Here is a 22,919-nt window from a genome sequence, read left to right as displayed (position 1 = left end):
GCTTTTTTTATGCGCGTTGTCCGGTCAGGAGAGGTATCACCGGGTCATGAGTTCCGCCCCCATTCGCAAAGGCTGGTGTCCAGCCCTTCATGCCCCGATGCAAACGCATGATGGCTGGCTGGTGCGTGTCACCCCGGACCCCACAGGACTGAACCCCGGGCAATCGGCCTTTCTGGCGGATTATGCCGCGCGTCATGGCAATGCGCGCATCACGCTCACCCTGCGCGGCAACCTCCAGCTTCGGGGGCTTGATCATCAGGCGGCGCTCGATTTCACGTCGCATGCTGTGGCGCGCGGTCTGGGCATGGAGGTGCCACAGCAGGAAGCGCGACGCCGCATCCTGTTTGCATCGCCTCTGGCTGGTCTCGATCCCGATTGCGCTGAAGACACCTTGGCTCTCGCGCATGAAATCACGCAGGCGATGCGGGATTTGCCGCCCTTATGGCATCCGCCGGAGAAATTCAGTCTTGCTGTCGATGGTGGTGGACTGGTCCCCTCAGGGGCGCTGCGGGGTGATCTGGCCCTGCGCCACGAAGCAGGGAAGTGGGTTTTGTATGAGGGTGCCCTGCGCCATCAACCTGACAGGGCAGAGCTGGTCGATGAAGTGCTGGCGGCGCTCCAGCGTTCTGCGCATCGGGCCGTTGCAGATCGGGCATTGCATCGGGCAGCACCATTTGGGGGAACGATACCGCCCTTGCTTGGTCCCTTCCTGCCCGGCTGTTTTGGTGCTGTGGCGGTGCTGGGTGAAATCAGTGCCCAGACTCTTGCCTCCATCGCTTCTGCCGGCGCGGCGATACGGCTGACACCCTGGCGCGGGCTGGTGCTCGATCGCCCTGTCGCAGCCCATGACCTGATAACCGACCCTCAGGACAGGCGAGCGGATCTCGTTGCCTGTCCGGGCGCAGGGCGCTGCGCACAGGCCCATGCGCCAACACAACGCGATGCGCTGTCGCTGGTGACCGAACTGCGCGGCAGACGGCTCCATGTCTCGGGATGCGCCAAGGGATGTGCTTCGCACGGTATTCATGATGTGACTCTGGTGGCGGGGCCAAAAGGATATGATCTCGTCTGGCAGGGGAGTGTCTCTGATCAACCTGCCGAGTCTGGTCTTGACATCGAGGACGTGCGCAGGCGTTTGCGTCGGGCATGACAGGAAGAAACGAGACGGCCCATGACCGGGGGGAGCGCATGACCGAAGAGAGTTACGACTATATCCGCGACGGCGCTGAGATCTATGCCCGGTCCTTTGCGACAATCAGGGCTGAGGCCGATCTCTCGGCTTACGGTCATGACGAGGCACGCGTTGCCGTCAGGGTTATTCATGCCTGTGGCATGGTCGATATCACCCGTAATCTCGCTTTCGCTCCCGGCTTTGTCGCCGCGGCGCGTACCGCGCTGCTGGCTGGAAGGCCTGTCCTGTGTGACTCTGAGATGGTGGCTCATGGTGTGACGCGTGCGCGGTTGCCAGCCCATAACCAGGTCATCTGTACCTTGCGTGACATGCGTACACCGGAGCTGGCCAGATTTATTGGCAACACGCGATCGGCCGCGGCGGTCGATCTTTGGGGGAGCGACCTGGAGGGCGCGGTCGTAGCGATCGGCAATGCACCGACAGCCCTGTTTCGCCTGCTGGAACTCATTCGGCAGGGCGGCAAGCGTCCCGCAGCCATTATCGGCATGCCGGTCGGCTTCATCGGCGCGGCAGAATCCAAAGAGGCACTGGCAGCCTTCAATGAAATCCCCTGGGCGATCGTACGGGGCAGGCAGGGGGGAAGCGCCATGGCGGCTGCTTGTGTCAACGCGTTGGCCAGCGAGAGCGAATGACCGGTCTCTGCCAGATTCTCGGCATGGGGCCGGGTGACCCGGAATTGCTGACCCTCAAGGCGGTGCGTTATCTGCAGGCCGCCGATGTCGTGGCGTGGTTCGCTGCGTGCGGCAAACCGGGACATGCGCGTGTCATCGCCGGTGATCATGTGCCCTCAGGCGCGGAAGAACTGCGTTTCGACTATCCATTCACCACGGCTGTGCCGGTGGAGGACCCGCGTTATCTGGTCGATATGGCCGCATTTTACGACCGTTGTGCCCAGAGGCTGTCAGGAGAGCTGGCGAAAGGGCGCCGGATTGCGCTTTTGTGCGAAGGCGACCCGTTTCTGTACGGCTCGGCCATGTATCTGTTTGACCGCCTCAGCCCGCATTTTCGCTGCGAGATCGTGCCGGGCATTACCGGGATGAGCGGTTGCTGGTCAGCCGCCCATCTGCCGATGGTGCATGGTGATGATATCCTCAGTGTATTGCCTGCAACGCTCGATGAAGCCAGTCTCTCCGCGTGGCTCGCACGGGGTGATGCACATGTGATCATGAAGATCGGGCGCAATTTCGCGAAAGTGCGTGCGGCCCTGCAGCAAAGCGGGCGCCACGAGAAGGCGGTGTATGTCGAACGCGGCACACAAGCCGGGCAGGTCTGCCTGCCGCTCGATCAGGCGCCGGAAAAAGCTCCTTATTTCTCGATGGTCCTCGTGCCGGGGCGAAAGCGGGCCCGATGAAGCCTGTCCTGTATGTGGTCGGTCTTGGGCCCGGTGCTACGGGTCAGATCACGGCTGAGGCGCGTGAGGCGTTGGCTGCGGCGACCGATGTGCTGGGTTACGGGCTTTATGTCACCCGCGCCTTTGCGTTGGGGGCAGACGAGCACGCAACGCCCCATGTGACGGATAATCGCGAGGAACTCGATCGCGCCCGCCATGCGCTCGATCTGGCGATGAGCGGGCGGGTGCCTGTGGTCGTCTCAGGCGGGGACGCGGGCGTTTTCGGCATGGCGAGCGCCGTGTTCGAGGCCGTGGCGGGCGGGCCATCTGCCCGGCGTGCTATCGATATACGCGTCATACCCGGCATCAGTGCGGTGCTCGCCGCGGCGGCGAGGCTTGGGGCACCGCTTGGCGGCGATTTCTGTGTGATATCGCTGTCAGACAACCTGAAGCCCTGGGACATCGTGGCGCGCCGCCTGAAGGCTGCGGCCGAGGCCGGATTTGTCATCGCGCTTTATAATCCCCGTTCCTTGGCGCGCCCCGGCCAGCTCGATCAGGGATTGGACGTGTTGCGTAGGGTGCTGCCAGGGGAGACACATGTCGTGTTTGCCCGCGCCATAGGCCGCCCCGGCGAGCATGTCCTGCATGTGTCCCTGGCTCAGGCCAGAGGCGAGGATGCGGATATGAGCACGCTGGTGCTGATTGGCTGCGCCTTCACTCATCTGATCGAACGCCCCGGCGAAACCCCCTGGCTCTACACGTTGCGCCGCGTGCCCTGAAGCCGGGATTGCCGCAGGTTACGCCGACTCATGAGCCGCGAAGCCTGATCCGTTCCAGCCATGTCATGGCGGCCTCGACCGTATCAAGTTCCTCGGCAGGCGGAAGAGGCGGGCGATCGACCATGATGACCTCAACGCCAAGTTGTCGGGCCGCCTCCAGCTTGGGGGCTGTGGCCGCCGCACCGGCATTTTTTGTCACGAGACAATTGATACGATGCTTGCGAAACAGGGCGAGTTCGTCATCAAGCCGGAAGGGGCCGCGTGCGAGCAGGAGGGTCGCGCCGTCTGGTAGCGCATCGCCGGGCGGATCGATACTGCGCAGAAGGTAATGATGCGGCGTATGCCTGAATGGATCGAGATCCTTGCGTCCTGTCGTCAGGAAAACCCGGCGCGGCGTCGTTCCCAGCATGGCGGGCACGGCGCTGATCCATGGCGCATGGCGCCATATAGCGCCTTCTCCGGCTTGCCATGCCGGGCGGGTGAGGCGCAGCAATGGGCGCGAACAGGCCTTCGTAGCCGCAACGGCATGATGGCTCATGCGCGCAGCGAACGGATGGGTGGCATCGATTACCACGTCAGCCTCATGGCGGGTCAGCCAGGCGATCAGCCCGGCGATGCCGCCAAACCCCCCCATGCGCATACGGGACGGAACAGGCAATGCCGACGCCGTGACACCCGCCAGAGAAAACGTGATATCATCACTCCCCTGGGACTCCAGCGCGTGACAGAGTTGGCGCGCCTCGGTGGTGCCCCCCAATATCAGGATATGCATTCCTTGCCCTCACTCTCTCCCTGTTCAGGCGCCAAACACTGGCTGACGATCATCGGCCTGGGAGAGGACGGGTTTGAGGCGCTTTCACGCAAGGCGCAACGGGCAATTCTCGAGGCCGATGTTCTGGTCGGCGGAAAGCGACATCTGAGTCTTGTGGAGGGAAGGGGGCAGGCGCTGCGCGAGACCTGGCCGTCGCCCTACTCGCGGGCCATGCAGGCTCTGGCCCGTCATGAAGGACGCGATGTCGTCGTTCTGGCCTCGGGTGATCCGTTCTTCTTCGGGATTGGCAAGCAGATTGCTGCGCATTTTGGCTATGATGGGCTTCAGGTCATACCCTCACGCTCCTGCCTGACCCTGGCGTGTGCCAGAACAGGATGGTCCGCACAGGATGTCGGCCTCGTCTCGCTTTGCGGCCGGCCCATGAGCCGCCTTCTGCCTCATTTGCAGCCGGGTGCAAGGCTTGTCATCCTTTCGGCAGATGAGACCACGCCCGCCTCTCTGGCCGCGTGGCTGGACGAGAAGGGATGCGGTGAGAGCGTGATCCATCTGCTCGAAGCGCTCGATGGACCCGAAGAACGACAACGGGTGTTCCGGGCCCGCGAAGGTGCACCCGGCGATGTGGCGCGGCTCAACATGATGGCGGTGGAGATTGTCGCCGGCAGGGGCGCATCATTGCTGCCTCTGGCCTGCGGTCTACCTGACCATTTTTTCGAACATGACGGTCAGATCACCAAACAGGAGATACGGGCGATCACCCTCAGCGCCCTCGCCCCCCATCCGGGGCAGGTGTTGTGGGATCTTGGGGCAGGATCGGGGTCGATCGGTATCGAGTGGATGTTGCGCCACCCCTCGAACCAGTGCTTTGCCGTTGAACGCAATGCAGAGCGTTGTGCGCGTATTGCCCGCAATGCAGAAGCTCTGGGTGTCGATCAGCTTCACGTGGAACAGCGTGACCTGTCTGCGCCCCTGTCTGATATGCCGCCGCCCGATGCTGTGTTTGTCGGCGGCGGTATCAGCACGCCCGGATTGCTGGACAATGCTTGGTCTGCGCTTCGTTCTGGCGGCAGGCTGGTGGCCAATGCTGTCACGCTTGAGGGCGAGCAACGGCTTTTCGAGGCTTTTCAAGCATGGGGCGGTGCGCTATCGCGCATCAGCATGGAGCGTCTAGGACCAATAGGGACCATGCATGGATTCAGGCCGGCCATGACGGTCACACAGTACAAGGCTGTCAAACCATGATCATGGGAGGATTGGGTTGCAGGCTCGAGGCATCCCCCGAGGCCATGATTGATGTAGTGAGGTTGGCCATCGAGCGCTGGGGCCTGCCGCATGGTTTTGCCGTTCCGGCATTCAGACAGAACCACGCCGCTGTGCAGGCTGTGGCCCAGCTTTTCAAACTACCCGTCACGGTGGTTGATCTCCTGTCTCTCGCCTCGGCCCAGCCGCGCTGTCTGACCCACTCCGAGCGCGCCCGTATGACAATGGGGTTCGGCTCTATCGCGGAAGGCTGCGCTTTGGCCGTTCTGGGGCCGCACAGCCAGTTGCTCGGCGCGCGACTTGCAGGAGACGGCGTGACGTGCGCCTTTGCCATGATCAAGGCCGGATCGCTGAGCCCGTGACCGTTCATTTTATCGGGGCGGGGCCGGGGGCTGCTGACCTGATGACGCTGCGGGGCCGCGCCATTCTGGAACGCGTTCCGCTCTGTCTTTACGCAGGCTCGATCATCCCACCCGAGATCCTTGCTTTCTGCGGGCCTGAAACCAGACAGATCGATACGGCGCCCCTTTGTCTCGATGAGATCGAGGCCTTGTTCGTTGCGGCTCACGAGGCCGGTGAGGATGTCGCCAGGCTCCATTCAGGCGATCTTTCGCTCTATAGCGCCGTGGCTGAGCAGGTCGCGCGGCTGGAGCGTAGAGGGATTGCCTACACGCTGACACCAGGTGTGCCGGCCTTTGCCGCAGCCTCTGCCGCGCTTGGGCGCGAGCTGACTGTACCGGGCGTCGCTCAGAGTCTGGTCCTGACGCGACTGTCAGGACGCGCTTCGGCGATGCCGGAGGCAGAGACCCTTGAAGCTTTTGCTGCGACTGGCGCGACACTGGCGATTCATCTTGCGGTGCATCGACTGGAAGAAATTGTAAGCCGCCTGCTGCCGTTCTATGGCGCAACCTGTCCTGCTGCCGTGGTCGCGCGGGCGAGCTGGCCTGATGAACATCGCGTGCAGGGAACGCTCGCAACGATTGTTTCCCTGATGGCGGCTGAGCCCGAGGCCCGCACGGCCCTCATTCTGGTTGGCAGAGCCCTGGAACCTGGGACGTTCCGCGAAAGTGCGCTCTATGACCCCGATTACCAGCGGCGGTTTCGTGGTCGCGACAAGGATAACGTCCCACTTCCGGCACCACGTCTCGTCACCTGAGCATGATCGGTGCTGGGCAGGATAACGCGATAGATGCGGCCCGGCAGACATGGAACAAGCGTTGACGGGGCTGCCTGAAAAGAAGGGCTAAGAGACAGGAACGCCTGTTTCAGGCGATGACTTTCCCGGCGGCGTTTTGCTTGTGCACCTGTCGCTCCATCCATTTCTGGGCGGTCAGTTTCATCTCGGGATTGAGCAGGCGATAGAGGCGCAGCAGATCGTCTTCATCCGGGGTCAGGACTGCGGGGATATCCTCTTCAATCATGCCGGTCAGAAAGACCTCGGTCGAGACCCCGAAGAGGTCTGCGAGCTTGGGAATGTATTTCCTCAAACTACCGACACGTCCGGTTTCCCAAAAAGCAACAGCCGATCGTGAAACGCCCAATGTATCCGCAAGTTGTTGTTGGCTGAGACCTTGGCTTTTTCTCAACATTGCAATGCGTCTTGTGAGCGCAAAGCTTGGAGATATCTTCTGCGATCGTTCGCTGGTCATCTTTTTCAGGTCTCTGTTCTTGCGGAAGCCTGCTATCGCACCGCGTAGCATTTGAGTTAATAAGTTATCATCCGGTTCTTCGTCAAATCATGTCGAATGACGCCAGGGAGATTTTCTGAGCGCACCCCCGATATGGTCAAGGAACGCCGATACCCGTGCCGGATGGGAGCGGCCGGGGGGTGTCAGCAGGCAGAGTTCTGTTTCGGGTAAGGACCATTCCGGCATAAGCCTGATCAATGTGCCATTTTGTATGTCCTGCGCGATCATGAACTCCGGGAATATTCCAATACCCAGCCCGGCCCGCAGCGCGGGCAAAAAGGCTTCAGCATTGTTCGAGCGGTAACGGCTCGTCGGTGGATCGACCTGCATGGTTTCCCCGTCGCGGCTCATGCGCCATGCTCCGGGTGATTGTGTGCCTTCATAGATCAGCCCGTCATGCTGCCTGAGATCCCTGGGGTGTGATGGCGCACCATGCCGGGCGAGATAGGCTGGTGCGGCCACCAGAAACAGCGGTATGCGGCAAAGGCGCAAAGCGCGCAGCGATGAGGGGGCGTGGGCCGCGATACGTATAGCGATGTCAAACCCCCCACCGATCAGGTCAAGCTGGGTATCCGTATAGGTCATGGCGAGACGGATCTCGGGATACCGCGTCAGAAAATCCGGGAGCAGGGGTGCCACATGATTCAGACCAAAAGAGATTGGGGCGGTCAAGCGCAGCAATCCATGCGGGTGATGAACGGCCTGGCGCAATTCAGCCTCGGCAGCCTCGCCCTCGCCGAGAATTCGGTTGGCGTGGGTCAGTACGCGCTGCCCTGTTTCAGTCAGGGCGAGCTGGCGTGAGGTCCGGTTCAGCACATAGGTGCCTGTGCTGTGCTCCAGACGCGCAATGGCCTTGGAAATGGTGGGGCGCGACAGGCCAAGAGCCCGCGCCGCAGCACTGAAGGAACCAAGCTCGACCACACGGGCGAAGATGGCCAGAGCCTCGAAGTCAGGCAAGCGTTGTGTCATGAAATGGAACCAATCTGTTTCCATTATTTCTATATATTGACGTGCGCCCGATTGCCTATGGTCGATCATCACTCAGGAGGATCATTTCATGATCGACTACCGTCCATTTGCGTCGATCGGCCACGCCGACCATGGCTGGCTCAAGGCCGCGCATCATTTTTCCTTTGCCGGTTATCACGATCCTGCCCGCATGGGCTGGGGGGCGCTGCGCGTCTGGAATGATGACGAGATTGCACCGGATAGCGGTTTTCCCTCGCATCCGCATCGGGACATGGAGATCATCACCTATGTTCGTCAGGGGGCCATTTCACATCGTGACTCGCTGGGTAATGAGGGCCGGACCGAGGCAGGGCAGGTACAGGTCATGTCAGCCGGGACAGGGATCGTTCATAGCGAAGCCAATCTCGAGGCCATTACCACCACGCTCTTTCAGATCTGGATCCAGCCCGACCGGCGTGGTCACGCGCCCTCGTGGGGCACACGGCCTTTTCCAGTCGAGGCACGGGCCAATCGTCTGGTGACGCTGGCCTCCGGTGTCGAAGGTGATGAGGATGCGCTGCGGATCAATGCAACGGCACGGGTCCGGGCGGCGACGATCGAGAAGGGTAGCGCGCTTGAGTGGCAGCTTGAGCCCGGTTGGTCGGGCTATGCCGTTCTGGCTTCTGGCGATGTCACCCTCGTCACTTCCGGATCGCGCGTGAAACTCGCTCCACGCGATGGGGCTGCGCTGCGTGACGAGGCTCTCGTGACAATTGAAGCAGCCAGCGTTTCGGAAATCGTGATTGTCGAAACACGCGACTGATTATCGGGGCATGGTGAGGGGGGCTTGGGCAGGCAACGCACCCATCATGCCAGGCAGTCTGGAAGGATCGCCCCTCGCCGGCGTCAATTGTGATGCAAAATGTCTGAACGTTCTTCCTTATACCCTCCCCCCTAGGGTATAGGGGTTTCATGAGCCCGCCGAATCACCGAAAAATCGCCCTTCGCCTCAAGCAGGCCCACGGCCATCTGGCGACGATCCTCGACATGATCGAGGCCGATCGAAGCTGCGCCGATCTGGCCCAGCAGATTCAGGCTGTTGAAAATACCCTGCGTAATGCCAAGCGCGCCCTGATTCAGGACCATGTCGAGCATTGCGTGATTGAGGCGATGGAAGATGGCGGAACCGGGCGTGACGATGCCATGCGCGAATTTGCCCGTCTCGTTAAATATCTCTGACAGGGGCGTCGCATGATCAGATGTCTCGCCTCGATGCGCAGCAGGATTTTGGCGGTCTCTGTCGTTCTGACGGGTCTTGCGGCTTCATCGTGTCTCGGCGGCACGGCACAGGCAGCGGAGGCCTGGCGTCATGTCTTCACGCTGCCTGAGGAGGCGCAGCGCAACGAGCATGTCGTAATCGTCTCGCTGTCACGGGGCGAGGTGTTCCCCTCAGTGCAGGCGATGGCACGGGTCGATGCCGATACGAGCCGGGTTATTGATATCCATGCAGCCGGTGCAGGCAAGGTCATGGCAGTGCATGTGACGCCCGGTCAGCCTGTCAAACGCGGCGAGGCTTTGATTTCCTACACCGATCACTCCCTGCATGAGCTTCAGCTTCAGCGTGAACAGGTTGATGCCGCCCTGGCTTCGGCGCGTGCCGGTGAGGCGGAGGCGACGATGCTCTATCGTCGCGGTGCGGCGCTTGTCGGGAGTGCGGTCTCACGCGGGGAGCTTGAACGACGCCGGATGGTGCTTGAGCAGCAGCGCGGACTGGTCAAGGCCCGCGAGGCGGACCTTGCGACGTTGGAACACCGGCAGACGGAGGAATTCACCTCCGTAACCGAGCGGATCGTGCAGGACGAGGCATCGGATCTGATCAGCCCGGTCGATGGCGTCGTGCAGGCTGTGCGCACCTCTGTCGCAGCCGATATCAATGCTGGCGACAATCTCGTGACCGTGGTTGATCTCTCCCGCCTCTGGCTGAGCGCCGATCTCTCGCCCGAAGATGCTGCCGGGTTGGCGCCCGGAGGCAAGGCGCGGTTTCGCCCGGCCAGTCAGGAAAAGGGACGGGTAATCGAGGCGCGGATCACCACCGTGGCGGGGCTCGCCGACCCTGCCACAGGGCTTGTGCGCGTGGTCTGCACCCTCGATCACCCACCTTCTTCACTGCGCCCGGGCATGATGCTCGATGCCGCTTTCCAGACCGGCGAGGGGACGCAGGGGCTGCGTGTGCCGGTGGCAGCGCTTCAGCAGATTGATAGTGAGGATGTGGTGTTCGTCCAGCAGGATGCCACGCATTTCATGCCCGTTTCCGTGCAGGTCAAGGCGCGTGACGACGAGCAGGCCATTGTGAGCGGGGCCCTGCACGATGGCGACAGGCTGGTGGGCGAAGGCAGTTTCACGCTCAAATCAATGGCGCTGCTCTCTTCCATGACAGCGGACTGAGCGCGTCATGTGGGAATTTCTGCAGCGCAGCAAGCTTGCTGTGCTCGCGCTTTGCGCGATGCTGGTCCTGGCCGGGCTGATGGTGGTGCCGGGCCTGCCGGTCGAGCCCGTCCCTGATATCTCGCCCCAGCAGGTGCTTGTTTCGGTCACATCGCCGGGCCTTGCGACGGAAGAAGTGGAAAAGCAGATCACCTTTCCGCTCGAGGCGAGCCTGACGGGACTGCCGGATCTGATCGATCTGCGCTCCGTTTCGCGCACGGGGCTTTCGGTCGTCTATCTGCAGTTTAGCGATACCTCCAATCTCGATCTCGACCGGACACGGGTCAATGAGCGTCTGCAAAAGGCCCGTGAGGCCATTACCGTGCCGGTCAGTGTTGCGATGGGGCCACTTGCCACTGGCATGGGCGAGATCATGCAGATGCAGATCGATGGCGACGGACGTTATTCGCCGCTCGACCTCAACAGGCTCATGACCTGGTCCGTGGCGCCGCAGTTAAGGCTCGTGCCGGGCGTGGCTGATGTGAATGTCAATGGCGGGGCCGAAGAGACCTATACGCTGACCCTCGACCCGGCCCGCCTGCGTGCCCATGACATCGCGCTTGGCAGGATCTATGCCGCGATAGAAAGCAATAATGCCTCATCGGGCGGGGGCTGGATTGCACGCGGAGCGGAACAGCAGGTGGTTGTGGGTCGCGCCCTCGTTGGCTCGCTGGCCGATTTCGGGGCCATCCCTGTGGCGATGGGGACCAACGGGTTGGCCATTCGCCTGCGCGATCTGGGCCGCGTCTCGCTTGAGGGGCGCCTGCGTCTCGGCGCTGTCACGCGCGATGGCAGGGGTGAAATCGTCAACGGTGTCGTTCTCATGCAGAAAGGCGCCAGTTCCAATGCGACGCTCGATGCGATCGATGCGGCGTTGCCAGCCATCCAGCAGACGCTGCCCCCAGGCGTGACGCTCAAGCCATTTTACCGGCGCTCGACCCTGACCGATGAAACCATACGCACCATCAAGGAAAACCTCATCCTCGGGGCATGTCTGGTTTTTGTGACGCTGCTTGTCGTGCTGGGGAACTGGCGTGCCGCGCTGGTGATTGTTTCTGTCATCCCTGTCTCGCTCGTCATGGCTTTTGTCGGAATGCGTGTTTTTGGCATTTCGGCCAATCTGCTCAGCCTCGGCGCGATCGATTTCGGTATGATCGTGGATGGCTCGCTGGTGGTGGTCGAGCATCTCATGGTCGAGCGCGCCCGCAATAGACCGGGGGAGAGCCTCGACTCACTGGCCATTCACACCGTGCGCACCGTGCTGCGACCGGTCAGCTTCGCCATTTTCGTGATCATCATGGTCTATCTGCCCATCCTGACCCTGCAGGGGGTGGAGGGCCGTATGTTTAGACCCATGGCGCAGACCATCATCATGGGGCTCGTGACCTCGCTCATTTACTGCTTTGCTGTCGTGCCAATCCTCTCTGCGCTTTTGATGCGTCATGCACCGCAGGACCGCGAAACGCGTGTCGTCCAGTATCTCAGGCGCCGTTATGAGCCGGCTCTGGACTGGTGCGCTGCGCATACACGCAGTGTTTTCATGGGAACAGCCTGTATCTTCCTGCTCGCGCTCGTGCTCGCCTCACGGTTGGGCGGCGAATTCGTGCCCCAGCTTGAGGAGGGGGCGCTGGTGGTCAATGCCATGCGCCTGCCAAGCGCCTCTCTGCCCACTGTTCTGGCATCGGTAACGCAGGAAGAGCGCCTGCTGCGCAGTTTCCCTGAGGTTGAGACCGTGGTGAGCAATACCGGTACCGCCGCCATCCCGACCGATCCGATGGGAACGAACGAGACCGACAGCTTTGTTTTCCTCAGGCCACGTGATCAGTGGCGTGCGGGGATGACCCAGTCGAAGCTCGTGAGCGCCATGAGCGCCAAGCTCAGTCATGACCTTCCCGATGCGGCCTATTCCTTCACCCAGCCGATCGAGATGCGTATGGACGACCTGTTATCGGGTGTGCGTACACAACTGGCTATCTCAGTCTATGGCGATGATCTGTCGATGCTCGACAAGCTGGCCGCGCATCTTGTGAGCGTGATCGCCTCGGTGCCGGGCGCTGCCGATGTCGCCCAGCAGGGTGAGGGGACGGTGGCGTATCTTCATATCGACATCAACCGCGATGCTGCTGCGCGACTGGGCGTTGCGGTGCCAGAAATCCTCTCCACCATCGAAGCGGTAGGTGGCCATATCGGGCGGCCGGTGATTATCGATAATGCCCTTATACCGACACAGATCCGCTTTGCCGGCGGTGCAGTGGCCAGTGCAGCCCGTATCGGCGGGTTGCAGATCAGGCGCGAGGACGGGCGCGGCTGGGTTCTGCTCAAGGATGTCGCGCATATCGCTGTTGATGAAACGACGGCGCGTATCGACCGGGACAGTCTGCGCCGTCGGGTGATCGTGCAGGCCAATGTGCGTGGGCGCGATGTCAAATCTTTCGTTCTTGCTGCGCAGGCGAAGGTCGGGGCATCGCTGCATCTGCCTCCGGGCTACAGGCTCGAATGGGCGGGCCAGTTCCGCAATCTGGACTCGGCCATGACGCGCCTCGCGCAGGTTGTGCCCGTGGCTCTGGTTCTGATCTTCGTGTTTCTTGTGCTCGCTCTGGGCTCACCCCGGGCGGCGCTGCTGGTTTTCATCAACCTGCCGATTGCCGCCACAGGGGGTATTTTTGCCCTCGCCATTAGGGGGCTGCCATTCAGCATTGCCGCCGGAATCGGGTTCATCGCGCTGTTCGGGGTGGCCATTCTCAATGGTGTCGTGCTGGTCAGCCAGATCCGTGATTACCGCCTGACGGGGATGGGCGCTGCCGAGGCGGCCTTTGCTGCGGCAAAAGCCCGCTTTCGCCCGGTTCTGGCCACGGCTTCAGTGGCCAGTCTCGGCTTTTTCCCCATGGCGTTTTCCGGCAGTGCCGGGGCCGAAGTCGAGCGCCCTCTGGCGAGCGTGGTGATTGGAGGGCTGATCACATCAACCCTCCTGACCCTACTCGTGCTGCCGCTGCTCTATGCGCGGTTCTTCAGCCGGGAGGATGCGTCGTTTCCGGCGCAGGAGGTTGATCAGCCCATGCGGTGAAGGGCGCAGAGCTTGTTGCCGTATGGATCGCGCAGATAGGCGAGATAGAGCGTACCGATGGGAGATTCACGCGGGCCGGGGGGATTTTCGATGGCGGTACCGCCATGCGCGACACCGGCCTTGTGCCACGCATTGACAGCTTCGGGTGAGTCCGCCTTGAAACCGATCGTTCCGCCATTGGCGCCGGTTGCGGGTTCGCCATTGAGCGGCGTGGTGATCATGAGTCTGCCACCATCATGCGTATAGAACAGGCGGTTCGGGGGCACCATCTCACCCGGCGGACAACCAAGCGCGCCCAGAGCAGCGTCGTAAAACGCTTTCGAGGCTTCGAGGTCGTCACTGCCTATCGTGATATGACTGAACATGAACTCTCATCTCCTGATGATGAACCCGGCATCCGAGGGCGCCTGTAACGGGTCCCCTCCACCATCCGGGGGCAGAAGTCTCTGCCGCATGGGAGGATCGGGAGATCGGGCAGGGCTGTCAATCCGCCCCCCCAGCCCGCTTTGCAGGCGCGCAGTGTAGGAAGGCGGAAGCGGGAACGATCCTATACGGCAAAAAGGCCGGAAGCGTTTCCACTCCCGGCCTGATCAGGCGATTTGCGATATGAGGCTGGTCGCGCTGCGGTCAGAGGCTCGCGCTGACGCGCCCGAAATAATAGCCGCCGGTGAAGGGCACCTGATTGGAGAACTGATCGTACATCGACCCACCTGCCGGTACGAGATTGCCCGGGAGACGACGGGGGCGGACATTGAAGACGTTGTTCACGCCGATGGAGGCATGGACGCGCGAGGTGATCTTGTAGCCCACCTCAAGATCGGTCAGCCAGCGGGGTGTGTTCTTGAACTGGCCAAAACAGGAATTGGAGTAGCGCAGGGCGCCACCGCTGGCACAGGTTGCCGAGGCCGGGGTCCAGTCCTGATAGGTCATCATGTTGGTGGTTTCGCCATAACGGCTCTGGCGGATATTCACATCCCACTTGCCGATGGTCCACAGCGCGTTGAGAATGATCTTGCTGCGGGGTGTGGCGGTGGTGATGTAGGCGATGGTCTGCTCGTTCAGCAGCGGCTTGCCGATGGTCGAGATGCCATTGTGATGCAAGCGTGTGCGGTTGAGGTTGAACGCCGCCATCAGCGCCAGATTGCCGTAATCATGCATATGCACAAGATAATCGGCCTTGATATCCAGACCCTGCGTGCGCGTGCTTGCCCCGTTCGAGAGGAAGTAGGCCGAAGACGCTGCCGCATTGGTAGCGGTCGGGGAGACATCGAAGCCGAAAGAGCGGATGGCGTCCAGCGCCTGTGCGCCGCGTACCGTGCCACCCTGCACGATACGGTCACGCAGATTGATCTGGTACACATCGGCTTCGACATGCAGGCCGCGTACCGGCTCCATGGTGAAACCCGCACTGGCATTGACAGAGCGTTCCGGCTTCAGGCCCTGAGCACCCAGCGAGCGGGCGGCGGCGGACTCCACCGGGAGCTGACCGCCAACGCTGCCGGTACCGGCAAAGATGTTCAGACGGCTGAAATGGGATTCCTGCAGTGTCGGCGCACGGAACCCGTTGGCGATGGTGCCACGCAGCGCGAAGCGTCTGGTGAAATCATAGCGCGCTGAAAGCTTGCCGTTTTCGGTGTTGTCAGTGTCGGTATAATATTCGTAGCGGCCTGCCACATCGATGGAGAGCTTGCGCGTCGGGCGGAAGGTCGCATCCACATAGGCCGAGTAGATGTTGCGATACCACGTGCCTGCCGATTGCGGCGGGATACCGGCATGTTCCACCGGGCCGCCATCGAGATAGGATTCCGGATTACCCGAGATGATCTGATAGGAATCCAGACGGTGCTCACCGCCGAACGCCAGGCTGACCGGCATGGACCAGATATTGAACCCGCGACGCAGGTCGAGATTATTCGTCCATTGCGTGTTTTTCTGGGTGTAGTCCCAGAACTTGCTGGGTGAATAACCTGTGCGGGCAAGTTCGCCCAGATTGACCACATCGCGGATGCTGATGCGCGAATTATCGCCACCATAGACTGTTGAGAGATTCCAGTCGAAGCCGAACAGGTTCTCGCCCTTGAGGCCAAGCTCGGCGGCGTAATCCAGTTCATCATCCCCCGTGATGGGGCGGAGTTCGCTGATGCCTGCGGCGGGAACAACATAGGGGTATTTATAGGCGCGCATTTCTGCATGGCGATAGCCAAGCGTGGCCTGTCCATAGAGTTCGATACCGGCAGCAAGCGGCTTGCCGAAATTGAGCGCGAAGGTCTCGCGTGTTTCTTTCGGCGTGCTCAGATAATCGGTCTTGCGACCGCGCCAGCTTTCGGAGCCTGGCTTGACGCCCACAAAGTAGTTCTTGGTATCGGCGCCGGCTGGCCAGTAGCCAAGCAATGCATGATCGGGGCCCCAGGCAATAGCGTGCTGTGTCTGATAGAACTGCGCGCCCAGATGGACATAACCATCCTTGCCGAGTTTGAACCCGCCATCAGCGTCAAGCTGGTATTGCTCGCCACTGCCGAGATAGGCATTGGCACCGCCCTGACCGCTGAGCGTCAGCCCGTGATCCTTTTTCTTGGTAATGATATTCACCACACCGGCGATGGCGTCTGAACCATACATGGCGGCGGCGCCATCCTCGAGCACCTCGATATGGTCGATCATGTTGCCAGCCAGCATGTTCAGATCGACGCCTGACGAGGCAAATTGCGGCCCTGGCTTCTGCACGATATTGGCGGTGGAATGACGGCGCTTGCCATCGACCAGAACCAGCGTCTCGTTCGGCCCCAGACCACGCATCTGGATGGACGACACCAGCGAGTTGGTATTGGACCCACGCGCGCTCATGGTGATGGAGGGATAGGTGCGTGTCAGCGCATTGGCGACGTTCAGCTCGCCCGAGCGCTCCAGCGTCTTGGAGGAGATCACCACGACGGGGCTGATGCTCTGGCGGGCCTTCACATGGCTTTCACGCGTGCCTGTCACGACGACCTGCTCGGCATCGTCGGTGCTTTTGACGAATTTGTTTTTCTTCGTCAGGGCCGTGGTCTTGTCGGCTTTTTTCTGTGCGACGTCCTGCGCCTCGGCGGCGCTTGCGGCATCGGCAGCGCGGCTCACGAAGGGCGTGCAGGCAGTCGTTGCAACGAGGAACAGGGCAAGTCTTTTCACCGGTCTCTCCGACACGTGTCTTGGATGTAACGGGTCGCAAAAGCGTTACCGGGAGCGTTTGAGTAAAGTTAAGCTTTTATGGCAACATGTCGAAAGATTTCCATCGTATATTTATATGTTTCTAGGGTCGTTCGAGTAATGATTCTATGTCTATATTATGTAAGGTGAGCATAATCTAGATATGCAATTATGCAGTTATTGTCGGGGAGAGAGTCGTATTTATATACACTTATCAATATATTTACAATATATTCATATATAGATATTTGGTATCAATGTTCCCTCTAGCATCTGTCTATCTGTTCTCTGCCATCTTGGCACTACGGGAAGAAGATTTTTGCGCGATAGATGAAATGTAACTACTTTATAAATATAATTTCATTCCAGTTGGCAGGTAGATTGTTCTGGTTTTCGTATTTTGACCGGCCGTATCGTGGTTTAGTGCCGTGTCATAAACTTGTCATGAAGCCGACCGGGCAATCCGACAGGTGATACCCCCCTGAACGGCCATGATCATAACGATATCCGATCAATCGCGTGTCTGCAGGCTGAGCGGCTCCCCAAGAGAGTCGATGCGACAGCGCTGTGCACGGGCTATAAGAGAAAGGCATTGTTCCGCCCCCTCTGCGATATTGTCTCCAAGGCTCGTGCTTTGCGAGCTTACAGAGTTTCGGCACGTACCGGCCTGGGGGCAGACCAGCCGGGAGGTGATCTCATCTGTCTGAGGTCACAGGGCAATCGCGTGCCTGAATGATGCTCGTCTGGAACTGATCCTCATTGCATCCGCAAAGCTGGAGCCGGGCGATTTGTCGGGCGCTTTCGTCTCGCTGAGTGCAGATCATGGAGCGACAGCAGGTCAGCAGATCTTCCGTTATCCGTTTGATGCCGCGTGCGGGGCTCAAAGGATCGTGGTGTCAGCATAACTGATTTGTCACAGGATGCGTCCTGCCACCCGAGCGACAATGATCCGATGTTGAGACCACGAGCCGATCACCAGGTCGTCTCACATTCAGGCAAGAAATGTTACAAAAGACCCTGTGTATCCTTACTGCTGGTGTTGATAAAGTCGAGGGGTAATCCCAGAGGAAAATATGACAGCAGCACCAATCCTGAGCATAATAATACCGTGCTACTGTGAAGAACAAAATGTCAGGCCTCTCATCAATGCACTCGAAAAAACGCTCAGTGGCATTGCGTGGGAAATCATTTTCGTCGATGACAATTCACCCGATGGGACGATCCACACGGTCCGGAATATTGCGGCGCTGGATCGGCGAGTGCGTGGCATCGTCCGTATGGGCCGTCGTGGCTTATCATCGGCCGTGACCGAGGGCATATTATCCTCATCGGCAACATTCGTTGCGGTGATGGATGGTGACCTGCAACATGACGAGTCTTGCCTGCTTCCCATGCTGGCCGCTCTCCAGGGCGATCAGTATGATCTCGCCGTCGCCAGTCGGCACGTGCTCGGGGGTGACTGTGGGGGGCTCTCCGGTTTCTGGCGGCGTTTCATTTCCCGTCTGGGCAATCTGGTGGCCATGTCTGCCTCTGCCCCAATCAATGACCCGATGAGTGGCTTTTTCCTGATGCGGCAGCGTGATTTTGAAGCGCTCGCTCCTCGCCTGACCGGACACGGGTTCAAGATCCTGTTCGAGATTATCATGACCAGTCCGAAATCGCTCCGGATCAAGGAGTGTCCCATGGTTTTCCGGGAGCGCGTTCATGGCGAAAGCAAGATGACACCCAGGATCATTGGCCAGTTTTTTGTGGCTCTGGCTGAAATCAAGATACGAAACGCCTTCCGGTGATCATGTCAGGCGAAGGTGGGCTCTCTTGAAGCAACTGAACAAAATAGTCGTCGCGTATTATCCGCATTTTTTTCTGCTGTTCGCGGCCCTGATGATACGGTTCATGACATTGGGGAACCCCATCCTTGAATGGGATGAGGAATTCTATCTCTTCGGAGGGGGGCGGTTACTGCAAGGCTATCTGCCCTATGTCGACTTCTGGGACCGCAAGCCAATTGGCCTGTTTCTGCTCTACGCCGTTTTTCATCTATTCGGGGCGTATCGGGTTATCGCCTACCAGATCGGGGCACTGCTCGCCCTGTGGGGCACGGCGCTACTGATACGGCGCATGGCGTCGAGGATTGCTCCCGCCAGCGGAGCGCTGGTTGCGGCGCTCATCTATGAGATTTGGCCCACTCTGGCACAGGGCGAAGGTGGCCAATCGCCCATTTTCTATAATCTCCTGGTCGCTGGCGCGATGTGCCTTCTTCTGGATCACCTGCAAGATTTCGAGGGGAATGATAGAAAACGCCGCAGAACGCTCGGCATCCTGATCATGCTCCTTTTAGGGGTGGCTATTCAGATAAAATATACCGTTGTCTTCGAAGGGATGTTTGCTGGTCTATATCTGATATATCAGGAAATAAGATCAGGGAGTGCCCCCAGAAGCATCATTGCTGACTCTGCCATATGGGTTTTCGTTGCCGTATTACCCACGATTGCCTCTGCTCTTTTCTATATAATGAGCGGTTATGGGCATGAGTGGCTGTTCTCCAATATTTCTTCGGTGTTTCTGCGTGCGACCGAAAGTCATCAGATTATCTCGGAGAGACTGATCAAGCTTCTGCCTTTGCTGGGGCCGTTTTTCATCGTCATGGGCGTGAATTTTCTATTTAGAAGAAGCTATCCTGCACAACAGACACCTTACGTCTTGTTTCTGACTATGTGGGCGATGGTGGCGTTCGGTGCGTTCGTGATTTTTGGCACCTGGTACATCCATTATATCCTCCCGCTCCTCGTACCCTTTTCCATCCAGATTGCCCCGCTGTTCTACAGGAAATCCGGTCGCAATCTGGCGTGGCTTATGGCAATTCTCGGGCTGGTGGCGTCGCAGCTGAGTACCTGGAAGCATTTGAGATCGAGTGGTGGAAAAGAGCTTTTCCTGGCGCTCGAGAAAAGTGTGGATTACGGAAAATCAGGTTGCCTTTTTATCTATAACGGTCCCGTTGCGCTCTATGATGCCCTGCCATATTGCCGATTGACGTCGCATCCATTTCCATCCCATTTCGGGCTCGAGCGCGAAGCCGGTGCAACGGGCATGGACCCTCTCGCGGAGCTGCATGCCGTTCTGACGCAGGAACCTGCATATATCATCAGCCAGGAGCCGGAAGCTGCCGGTGAAAACCGGAATGTGCGCAAGGCGCTGTATGACGCGCTCTCCCGGGATTATGTCAGGACCTACAGCTGGATTTCGCGACCCCATCGCAGAATGCTGTCGGTTTATAAACGGAGCAAGGGGGTGCTCCCCCCTCATCCTGCGCTTGCGCCTGTCCCACAGTCAGAGTGACCTTCCTTTTGTCAAACCTCGGGGCGTGGGTGTCGTGATCGTTCCGATCGAATAATGAGAGACGTGGCCAATCGCGTCCGTCCCCGTGCCACAGATCGACCAGGGACAGGCATTTGGGCGATTGCCTCGAACCTTCATGCCGCGCGACGTTCCCGCTACATGACGCGCCTTTTCGTACGCATCTTTACGCTGTACCAGAACGGGTTCAGGATCGGCCGGGTCGTAAGTTGCCTGTTCGTGCCCCGGCAATCATGGCTGCCCATGTCAGGCTGCTAAATGAGCCTGCGACGCCAGATGAATTGGCGCTTTTCTCCCGTCTGATCGCACCGGTCGGATGATCGCGGCGTGGAAAGGCCTCAAGGTTCCTGACTGTACGTTTGGTACGATTACCGCAGCCTCCTTCGGGGAACGCATCTCAACGCGACGGTAAGAGACCTAATTCTCATTTCACAGCGTGATTTTTGCAATTTGAGCCTCTGGGGAATAGCCCCTTCGCAAGCTGGCGTCTTTTCCGCTGCCCCGATGGGTTTAAGCGTGTGGCACGCTGGCGACGGCCAGCCAGAGCTGCTGGACAAGGTCACCGTGCTGATTTTCGGATTTGCAAAATGGCGTAGGTTATGGATTGATACATTATATCATCATTCAGAGCCGAGCTGCTGCCCATGACCCGTGCCCGTCTATCGCTTTTCCTCTCCTCGGCCCTGTTCGGTGCCGTAACGCTTGCGGACGCTGCACGCGCCGATGAGGGCATGTGGACATTCGATCATCTGCCCAACGCGACTTTGCAGAAGACCTATCATTTCAAGCCTGATGCCGCCTGGATCCAGCACGTTGTGCAATCCTCGGCACGTCTGGCCGAGGGATGCTCTGCCTCCTTCGTGTCAGGCAACGGTCTGGTCATGACCAATCATCATTGCGCCAATTCATGCCTTGCCGCCTTGTCTGACAAGGATCACGACTATTTCCGCGACGGGTTCTACACGAAGGACCTCGCCGATGAGCGCCAGTGCCCCGGTATGGAGCTCGATCGCCTCGACACCATGAAAGATGTGTCTGCCCCTGTGGCAGAAGCCACCAAGGGCAAACAGGGGGCCGCCTATTCGGCAGCCCTGCAGGAAGTGGAAAGCAAGCTGACCAAGGATTGCGTGGGCGGTGACGACGCGCATTGGCGCTGCGACATGGTCTCGCTCTATCATGGTGGGCAGACCGCGCTTTACCGTTATCGCCGCTACAACGATGTGCGCGTGGTGATGGCCCCCGAGCAGGGGATCGCTTTCTTTGGCGGTGATCCGGATAATTTCGACTATCCCCGCTACGATATCGATCTGTCGATGCTGCGCGTCTATGAGGGCGGCAAGCCGGTGAACACGCCGTTCCTGCAGTTCGATCCGAACGGCCCCAAGGCGGATGATCTTGTTTTCACCTCCGGCAATCCGGGGCGCACGCAGCGCGGGCTGCCTGCTGCAGCCCTTGCATTCCAGCGTGATGTCGCCAATCCGGCAATCATCGCCATGCTTTCCGTGCGTGAGGGGATGCTGTGGCAATATAGCCGTGAAAGCGCCGATCACGCTAAGCAGGCGGAAAATACGCTGTTCGGTATCCAGAACGGTCTGAAATCCTATTCCGGCACTCAGGCAGCACTTCAGTCAGGCGATATCGTGAGTCGACGTGCGAAAGAGGATGCCGCCCTGCAACGCTGGATCGATGCCGACCCGGCGCGTCGTGCTGCTTATGGCCAGCCTTTCGCCATGGTGGACAAGGCTGTTGCGCTTGAGAAGGATCTGTTCACGCGTAATCTGGCCATCGGTATGGTTTTCCGTGGTTTCCTTGATGACGTCATGACCCTGGTGGAAGGGGCCCATGAGCGGGCCAAGCCCGACGCCAAGCGTCATGCGGGCTTCCATGACGCCCAGCTTGGCGAAATCGAGACCAGCCTTGGTGCGAAAGAGCCTTTCTATCCGGATCTTGAAACTGCTTCGCTGGCACTCAGCCTGACCAGCCTGCGTCAGATGGCTGGTGCCGATGACAGCCTTGTCCATCTCGCCCTTGGCAATGATGCACCGGAAGATGTGGCGGCGCGCCTTATCAAGGGGACGCATCTGTCTGATCCGGCACAGCGTCTCGCTTTGTGGAAAGGAGGTCTCAAGGCCATCGAAGCCTCGACCGATCCGCTGATCGTCTTTGCCCGCAAGCTTTATCCCGATTATGCGTCACTTCATGATCGTATGCGTGACGAGGTTTCCGCCCCGCTGCACAAGGCTCAGGGCGATATTGCCCGTGCGCGCTTCGCTCAGGCCAAGGCTGAAAATCGCCTCGATGCGTTGTATCCCGACGCCACGTTCTCGCCCCGCCTGTCCTATGGCACCGTCAAGGGCTGGCGCAAGAATGGCACGGATGTCGCGCCCTTCACGGATTTTGCGGGTATGTATCGACACGCCACCGGCAGTGAGCCTTTTGCTCTGCCCAAGCGCTGGCTGGACGCGAAGGCCAATCTGGATCTGGCAACGCATCTCGATTTCGTTTCGACCAACGACATTGTGGGGGGTAACTCCGGTTCTCCGGTCATCAATCGCGAAGGTAAGGCTGTCGGCCTGATCTTCGATGGTAATCTGCCGAGCCTTGCGGGTGATCTCTATTACGACATCAGCAATAACCGCGCTGTCGCGACCGATACGAGCGCCATCATCACCGCGCTCAGAGTGGTCTATAACGAGAAAACACTCGCCGATGAGCTGACCAACGGTCATCGCTGATCTTCGGTTGGATCAGTGCAGGAAGGGGGTAACGCATGGCGCTCCCCCTTCCTGAGGAGGGAAAAACCTCCTCTAGTCCATTCGTGTGGGTTCTGGAGCGGCGATGCCATCGCGGCTGTCGATGAGGTAAAGT

19 protein-coding genes are annotated in these 22,919 nt (G+C 59.7%); 14 read left to right on the top strand and 5 right to left on the bottom strand.

The features are described 5' to 3' along the window. Nucleotides 1-46: 46 nt before the first annotated feature. From Asbog_RS11890 to cobJ, 4 genes are read left to right on the top strand one after another with little or no spacing between them, the layout of a single operon-like run. The gene (locus tag Asbog_RS11890) at nucleotides 47-1,150 is read left to right on the top strand and encodes a hypothetical protein (protein WP_062165293.1); all 1,104 of its coding nucleotides are present in this window, start codon (nucleotides 47-49) and stop codon (nucleotides 1,148-1,150) included. Beyond that, nucleotides 1,147-1,824, top strand: coding sequence for a precorrin-8X methylmutase (locus tag Asbog_RS11885; protein WP_456303619.1), 678 nt, complete (start codon nucleotides 1,147-1,149; stop codon nucleotides 1,822-1,824). Before Asbog_RS11890 ends, Asbog_RS11885 begins: the two co-directional genes overlap by 4 nt. Continuing rightward, complete coding sequence (locus Asbog_RS11880; protein WP_062165291.1) at nucleotides 1,821-2,543, top strand: precorrin-2 C(20)-methyltransferase; 723 nt, start codon at nucleotides 1,821-1,823, stop codon at nucleotides 2,541-2,543. Before Asbog_RS11885 ends, Asbog_RS11880 begins: the two co-directional genes overlap by 4 nt. Next, a complete protein-coding gene (gene cobJ, locus Asbog_RS11875) occupies nucleotides 2,540-3,301 on the top strand; it encodes a precorrin-3B C(17)-methyltransferase (RefSeq protein WP_062165290.1) in 762 nt (253 codons plus the stop codon). The genes Asbog_RS11880 and cobJ overlap by 4 nt, the downstream gene beginning before the upstream one ends. A gap of 28 nt (nucleotides 3,302-3,329) precedes the next feature. Here the strand turns inward: cobJ and Asbog_RS11870 are convergent, their stop codons facing one another. Then, nucleotides 3,330-4,073 (bottom strand): cobalt-precorrin-6A reductase, encoded by a 744-nt coding sequence (locus Asbog_RS11870; protein ID WP_062165289.1) that lies wholly within the window; start codon nucleotides 4,071-4,073, stop codon nucleotides 3,330-3,332. Nucleotides 4,074-4,076: 3 nt separating this feature from the next. On the opposite strand from Asbog_RS11870, the gene cbiE reads away from it, so the two are divergent. Genes cbiE through cobM form a run of 3 tightly spaced genes read left to right on the top strand, consistent with a single transcriptional unit; the run spans nucleotide 4,077 to nucleotide 6,486 of the window. Then, nucleotides 4,077-5,312 (top strand): precorrin-6y C5,15-methyltransferase (decarboxylating) subunit CbiE, encoded by a 1,236-nt coding sequence (gene cbiE / locus Asbog_RS11865; protein WP_231944576.1) that lies wholly within the window; start codon nucleotides 4,077-4,079, stop codon nucleotides 5,310-5,312. After that, on the top strand, nucleotides 5,201-5,692 hold the full coding sequence (locus Asbog_RS11860; RefSeq protein ID WP_146926512.1) for a cobalamin biosynthesis protein: 492 nt from the start codon (nucleotides 5,201-5,203) through the stop codon (nucleotides 5,690-5,692). The genes cbiE and Asbog_RS11860 overlap by 112 nt, the downstream gene beginning before the upstream one ends. Next, entirely contained in the window at nucleotides 5,689-6,486 is a 798-nt protein-coding gene (gene cobM, locus Asbog_RS11855) for a precorrin-4 C(11)-methyltransferase (protein WP_062165286.1), read from the top strand. The genes Asbog_RS11860 and cobM overlap by 4 nt, the downstream gene beginning before the upstream one ends. Before the next feature lie 109 nt (nucleotides 6,487-6,595). Here the strand turns inward: cobM and Asbog_RS11850 are convergent, their stop codons facing one another. Continuing rightward, on the bottom strand, nucleotides 6,596-6,979 hold the full coding sequence (locus Asbog_RS11850; protein ID WP_062165976.1) for a helix-turn-helix domain-containing protein: 384 nt from the start codon (nucleotides 6,977-6,979) through the stop codon (nucleotides 6,596-6,598). Between the two features lie 87 nt (nucleotides 6,980-7,066). Beyond that, a complete protein-coding gene (locus Asbog_RS11845; protein ID WP_062165974.1) occupies nucleotides 7,067-7,987 on the bottom strand; it encodes a LysR family transcriptional regulator in 921 nt (306 codons plus the stop codon). Between the two features lie 88 nt (nucleotides 7,988-8,075). On the opposite strand from Asbog_RS11845, the gene Asbog_RS11840 reads away from it, so the two are divergent. The 4 genes from Asbog_RS11840 to Asbog_RS11825 all read left to right on the top strand — a co-directional run bounded on the left by Asbog_RS11840 (nucleotide 8,076) and on the right by Asbog_RS11825 (nucleotide 13,514). Continuing rightward, nucleotides 8,076-8,789, top strand: coding sequence for a pirin family protein (locus Asbog_RS11840; RefSeq protein WP_062165285.1), 714 nt, complete (start codon nucleotides 8,076-8,078; stop codon nucleotides 8,787-8,789). A gap of 149 nt (nucleotides 8,790-8,938) precedes the next feature. Continuing rightward, a complete protein-coding gene (locus Asbog_RS11835; protein ID WP_023979444.1) occupies nucleotides 8,939-9,205 on the top strand; it encodes a metal-sensing transcriptional repressor in 267 nt (88 codons plus the stop codon). Nucleotides 9,206-9,217: 12 nt separating this feature from the next. Continuing rightward, on the top strand, nucleotides 9,218-10,411 hold the full coding sequence (locus tag Asbog_RS11830) for an efflux RND transporter periplasmic adaptor subunit (RefSeq protein ID WP_062165284.1): 1,194 nt from the start codon (nucleotides 9,218-9,220) through the stop codon (nucleotides 10,409-10,411). Nucleotides 10,412-10,418: 7 nt separating this feature from the next. After that, complete coding sequence (locus Asbog_RS11825; protein WP_062165283.1) at nucleotides 10,419-13,514, top strand: efflux RND transporter permease subunit; 3,096 nt, start codon at nucleotides 10,419-10,421, stop codon at nucleotides 13,512-13,514. On the opposite strand, the gene Asbog_RS11820 is transcribed toward Asbog_RS11825, so the two are convergent. Together Asbog_RS11820 and Asbog_RS11815 are read right to left on the bottom strand one after the other, a co-directional pair. Continuing rightward, nucleotides 13,499-13,879, bottom strand: coding sequence for a VOC family protein (locus Asbog_RS11820; RefSeq protein WP_062165282.1), 381 nt, complete (start codon nucleotides 13,877-13,879; stop codon nucleotides 13,499-13,501). The genes Asbog_RS11825 and Asbog_RS11820 overlap by 16 nt on opposite strands. Before the next feature lie 262 nt (nucleotides 13,880-14,141). Then, nucleotides 14,142-16,679 (bottom strand): TonB-dependent receptor plug domain-containing protein, encoded by a 2,538-nt coding sequence (locus tag Asbog_RS11815; RefSeq protein ID WP_062165281.1) that lies wholly within the window; start codon nucleotides 16,677-16,679, stop codon nucleotides 14,142-14,144. A gap of 1,091 nt (nucleotides 16,680-17,770) precedes the next feature. Between Asbog_RS11815 and Asbog_RS11810 the strand changes: the two genes are divergently transcribed. The 3 genes from Asbog_RS11810 to Asbog_RS11800 all read left to right on the top strand — a co-directional run bounded on the left by Asbog_RS11810 (nucleotide 17,771) and on the right by Asbog_RS11800 (nucleotide 22,786). Then, nucleotides 17,771-18,487, top strand: a complete 717-nt coding sequence (locus Asbog_RS11810) for a polyprenol monophosphomannose synthase (protein WP_062165280.1) — start codon at nucleotides 17,771-17,773, stop codon at nucleotides 18,485-18,487. 103 nt (nucleotides 18,488-18,590) lie between these two features. After that, on the top strand, nucleotides 18,591-20,033 hold the full coding sequence (locus tag Asbog_RS11805; RefSeq protein ID WP_146926510.1) for a glycosyltransferase family 39 protein: 1,443 nt from the start codon (nucleotides 18,591-18,593) through the stop codon (nucleotides 20,031-20,033). A 662-nt stretch (nucleotides 20,034-20,695) separates the two neighbouring features. Next, complete coding sequence (locus tag Asbog_RS11800) at nucleotides 20,696-22,786, top strand: S46 family peptidase (RefSeq protein ID WP_062165278.1); 2,091 nt, start codon at nucleotides 20,696-20,698, stop codon at nucleotides 22,784-22,786. Nucleotides 22,787-22,919: the final 133 nt, after the last annotated feature.

The organism is Asaia bogorensis NBRC 16594 (genome assembly GCF_001547995.1).
In the GTDB taxonomy this organism is placed as follows: domain Bacteria; phylum Pseudomonadota; class Alphaproteobacteria; order Acetobacterales; family Acetobacteraceae; genus Asaia; species Asaia bogorensis.
This window is presented reverse-complemented; position numbering and strand designations above follow the sequence as displayed.

What these genes read in the sequence shown, in the direction of transcription:
- Asbog_RS11890 (WP_062165293.1), top strand. Translation starts at nt 47, where the DNA reads ATGAGTTCCGCCCCCATTCGCAAAGGCTGGTGTCCAGCCCTTCATGCC.
- Asbog_RS11885 (WP_456303619.1), top strand. Translation starts at nt 1,147, where the DNA reads ATGACAGGAAGAAACGAGACGGCCCATGACCGGGGGGAGCGCATGACC.
- Asbog_RS11880 (WP_062165291.1), top strand. Translation starts at nt 1,821, where the DNA reads ATGACCGGTCTCTGCCAGATTCTCGGCATGGGGCCGGGTGACCCGGAA.
- cobJ (WP_062165290.1), top strand. Translation starts at nt 2,540, where the DNA reads ATGAAGCCTGTCCTGTATGTGGTCGGTCTTGGGCCCGGTGCTACGGGT.
- Asbog_RS11870 (WP_062165289.1), bottom strand. Translation starts at nt 4,073, where the DNA reads ATGCATATCCTGATATTGGGGGGCACCACCGAGGCGCGCCAACTCTGT.
- Asbog_RS11860 (WP_146926512.1), top strand. Translation starts at nt 5,201, where the DNA reads ATGGGGCGGTGCGCTATCGCGCATCAGCATGGAGCGTCTAGGACCAAT.
- Asbog_RS11850 (WP_062165976.1), bottom strand. Translation starts at nt 6,979, where the DNA reads ATGACCAGCGAACGATCGCAGAAGATATCTCCAAGCTTTGCGCTCACA.
- Asbog_RS11845 (WP_062165974.1), bottom strand. Translation starts at nt 7,987, where the DNA reads ATGACACAACGCTTGCCTGACTTCGAGGCTCTGGCCATCTTCGCCCGT.
- Asbog_RS11840 (WP_062165285.1), top strand. Translation starts at nt 8,076, where the DNA reads ATGATCGACTACCGTCCATTTGCGTCGATCGGCCACGCCGACCATGGC.
- Asbog_RS11835 (WP_023979444.1), top strand. Translation starts at nt 8,939, where the DNA reads ATGAGCCCGCCGAATCACCGAAAAATCGCCCTTCGCCTCAAGCAGGCC.
- Asbog_RS11830 (WP_062165284.1), top strand. Translation starts at nt 9,218, where the DNA reads ATGATCAGATGTCTCGCCTCGATGCGCAGCAGGATTTTGGCGGTCTCT.
- Asbog_RS11825 (WP_062165283.1), top strand. Translation starts at nt 10,419, where the DNA reads ATGTGGGAATTTCTGCAGCGCAGCAAGCTTGCTGTGCTCGCGCTTTGC.
- Asbog_RS11820 (WP_062165282.1), bottom strand. Translation starts at nt 13,879, where the DNA reads ATGTTCAGTCATATCACGATAGGCAGTGACGACCTCGAAGCCTCGAAA.
- Asbog_RS11810 (WP_062165280.1), top strand. Translation starts at nt 17,771, where the DNA reads ATGACAGCAGCACCAATCCTGAGCATAATAATACCGTGCTACTGTGAA.
- Asbog_RS11805 (WP_146926510.1), top strand. Translation starts at nt 18,591, where the DNA reads ATGACATTGGGGAACCCCATCCTTGAATGGGATGAGGAATTCTATCTC.
- Asbog_RS11800 (WP_062165278.1), top strand. Translation starts at nt 20,696, where the DNA reads ATGACCCGTGCCCGTCTATCGCTTTTCCTCTCCTCGGCCCTGTTCGGT.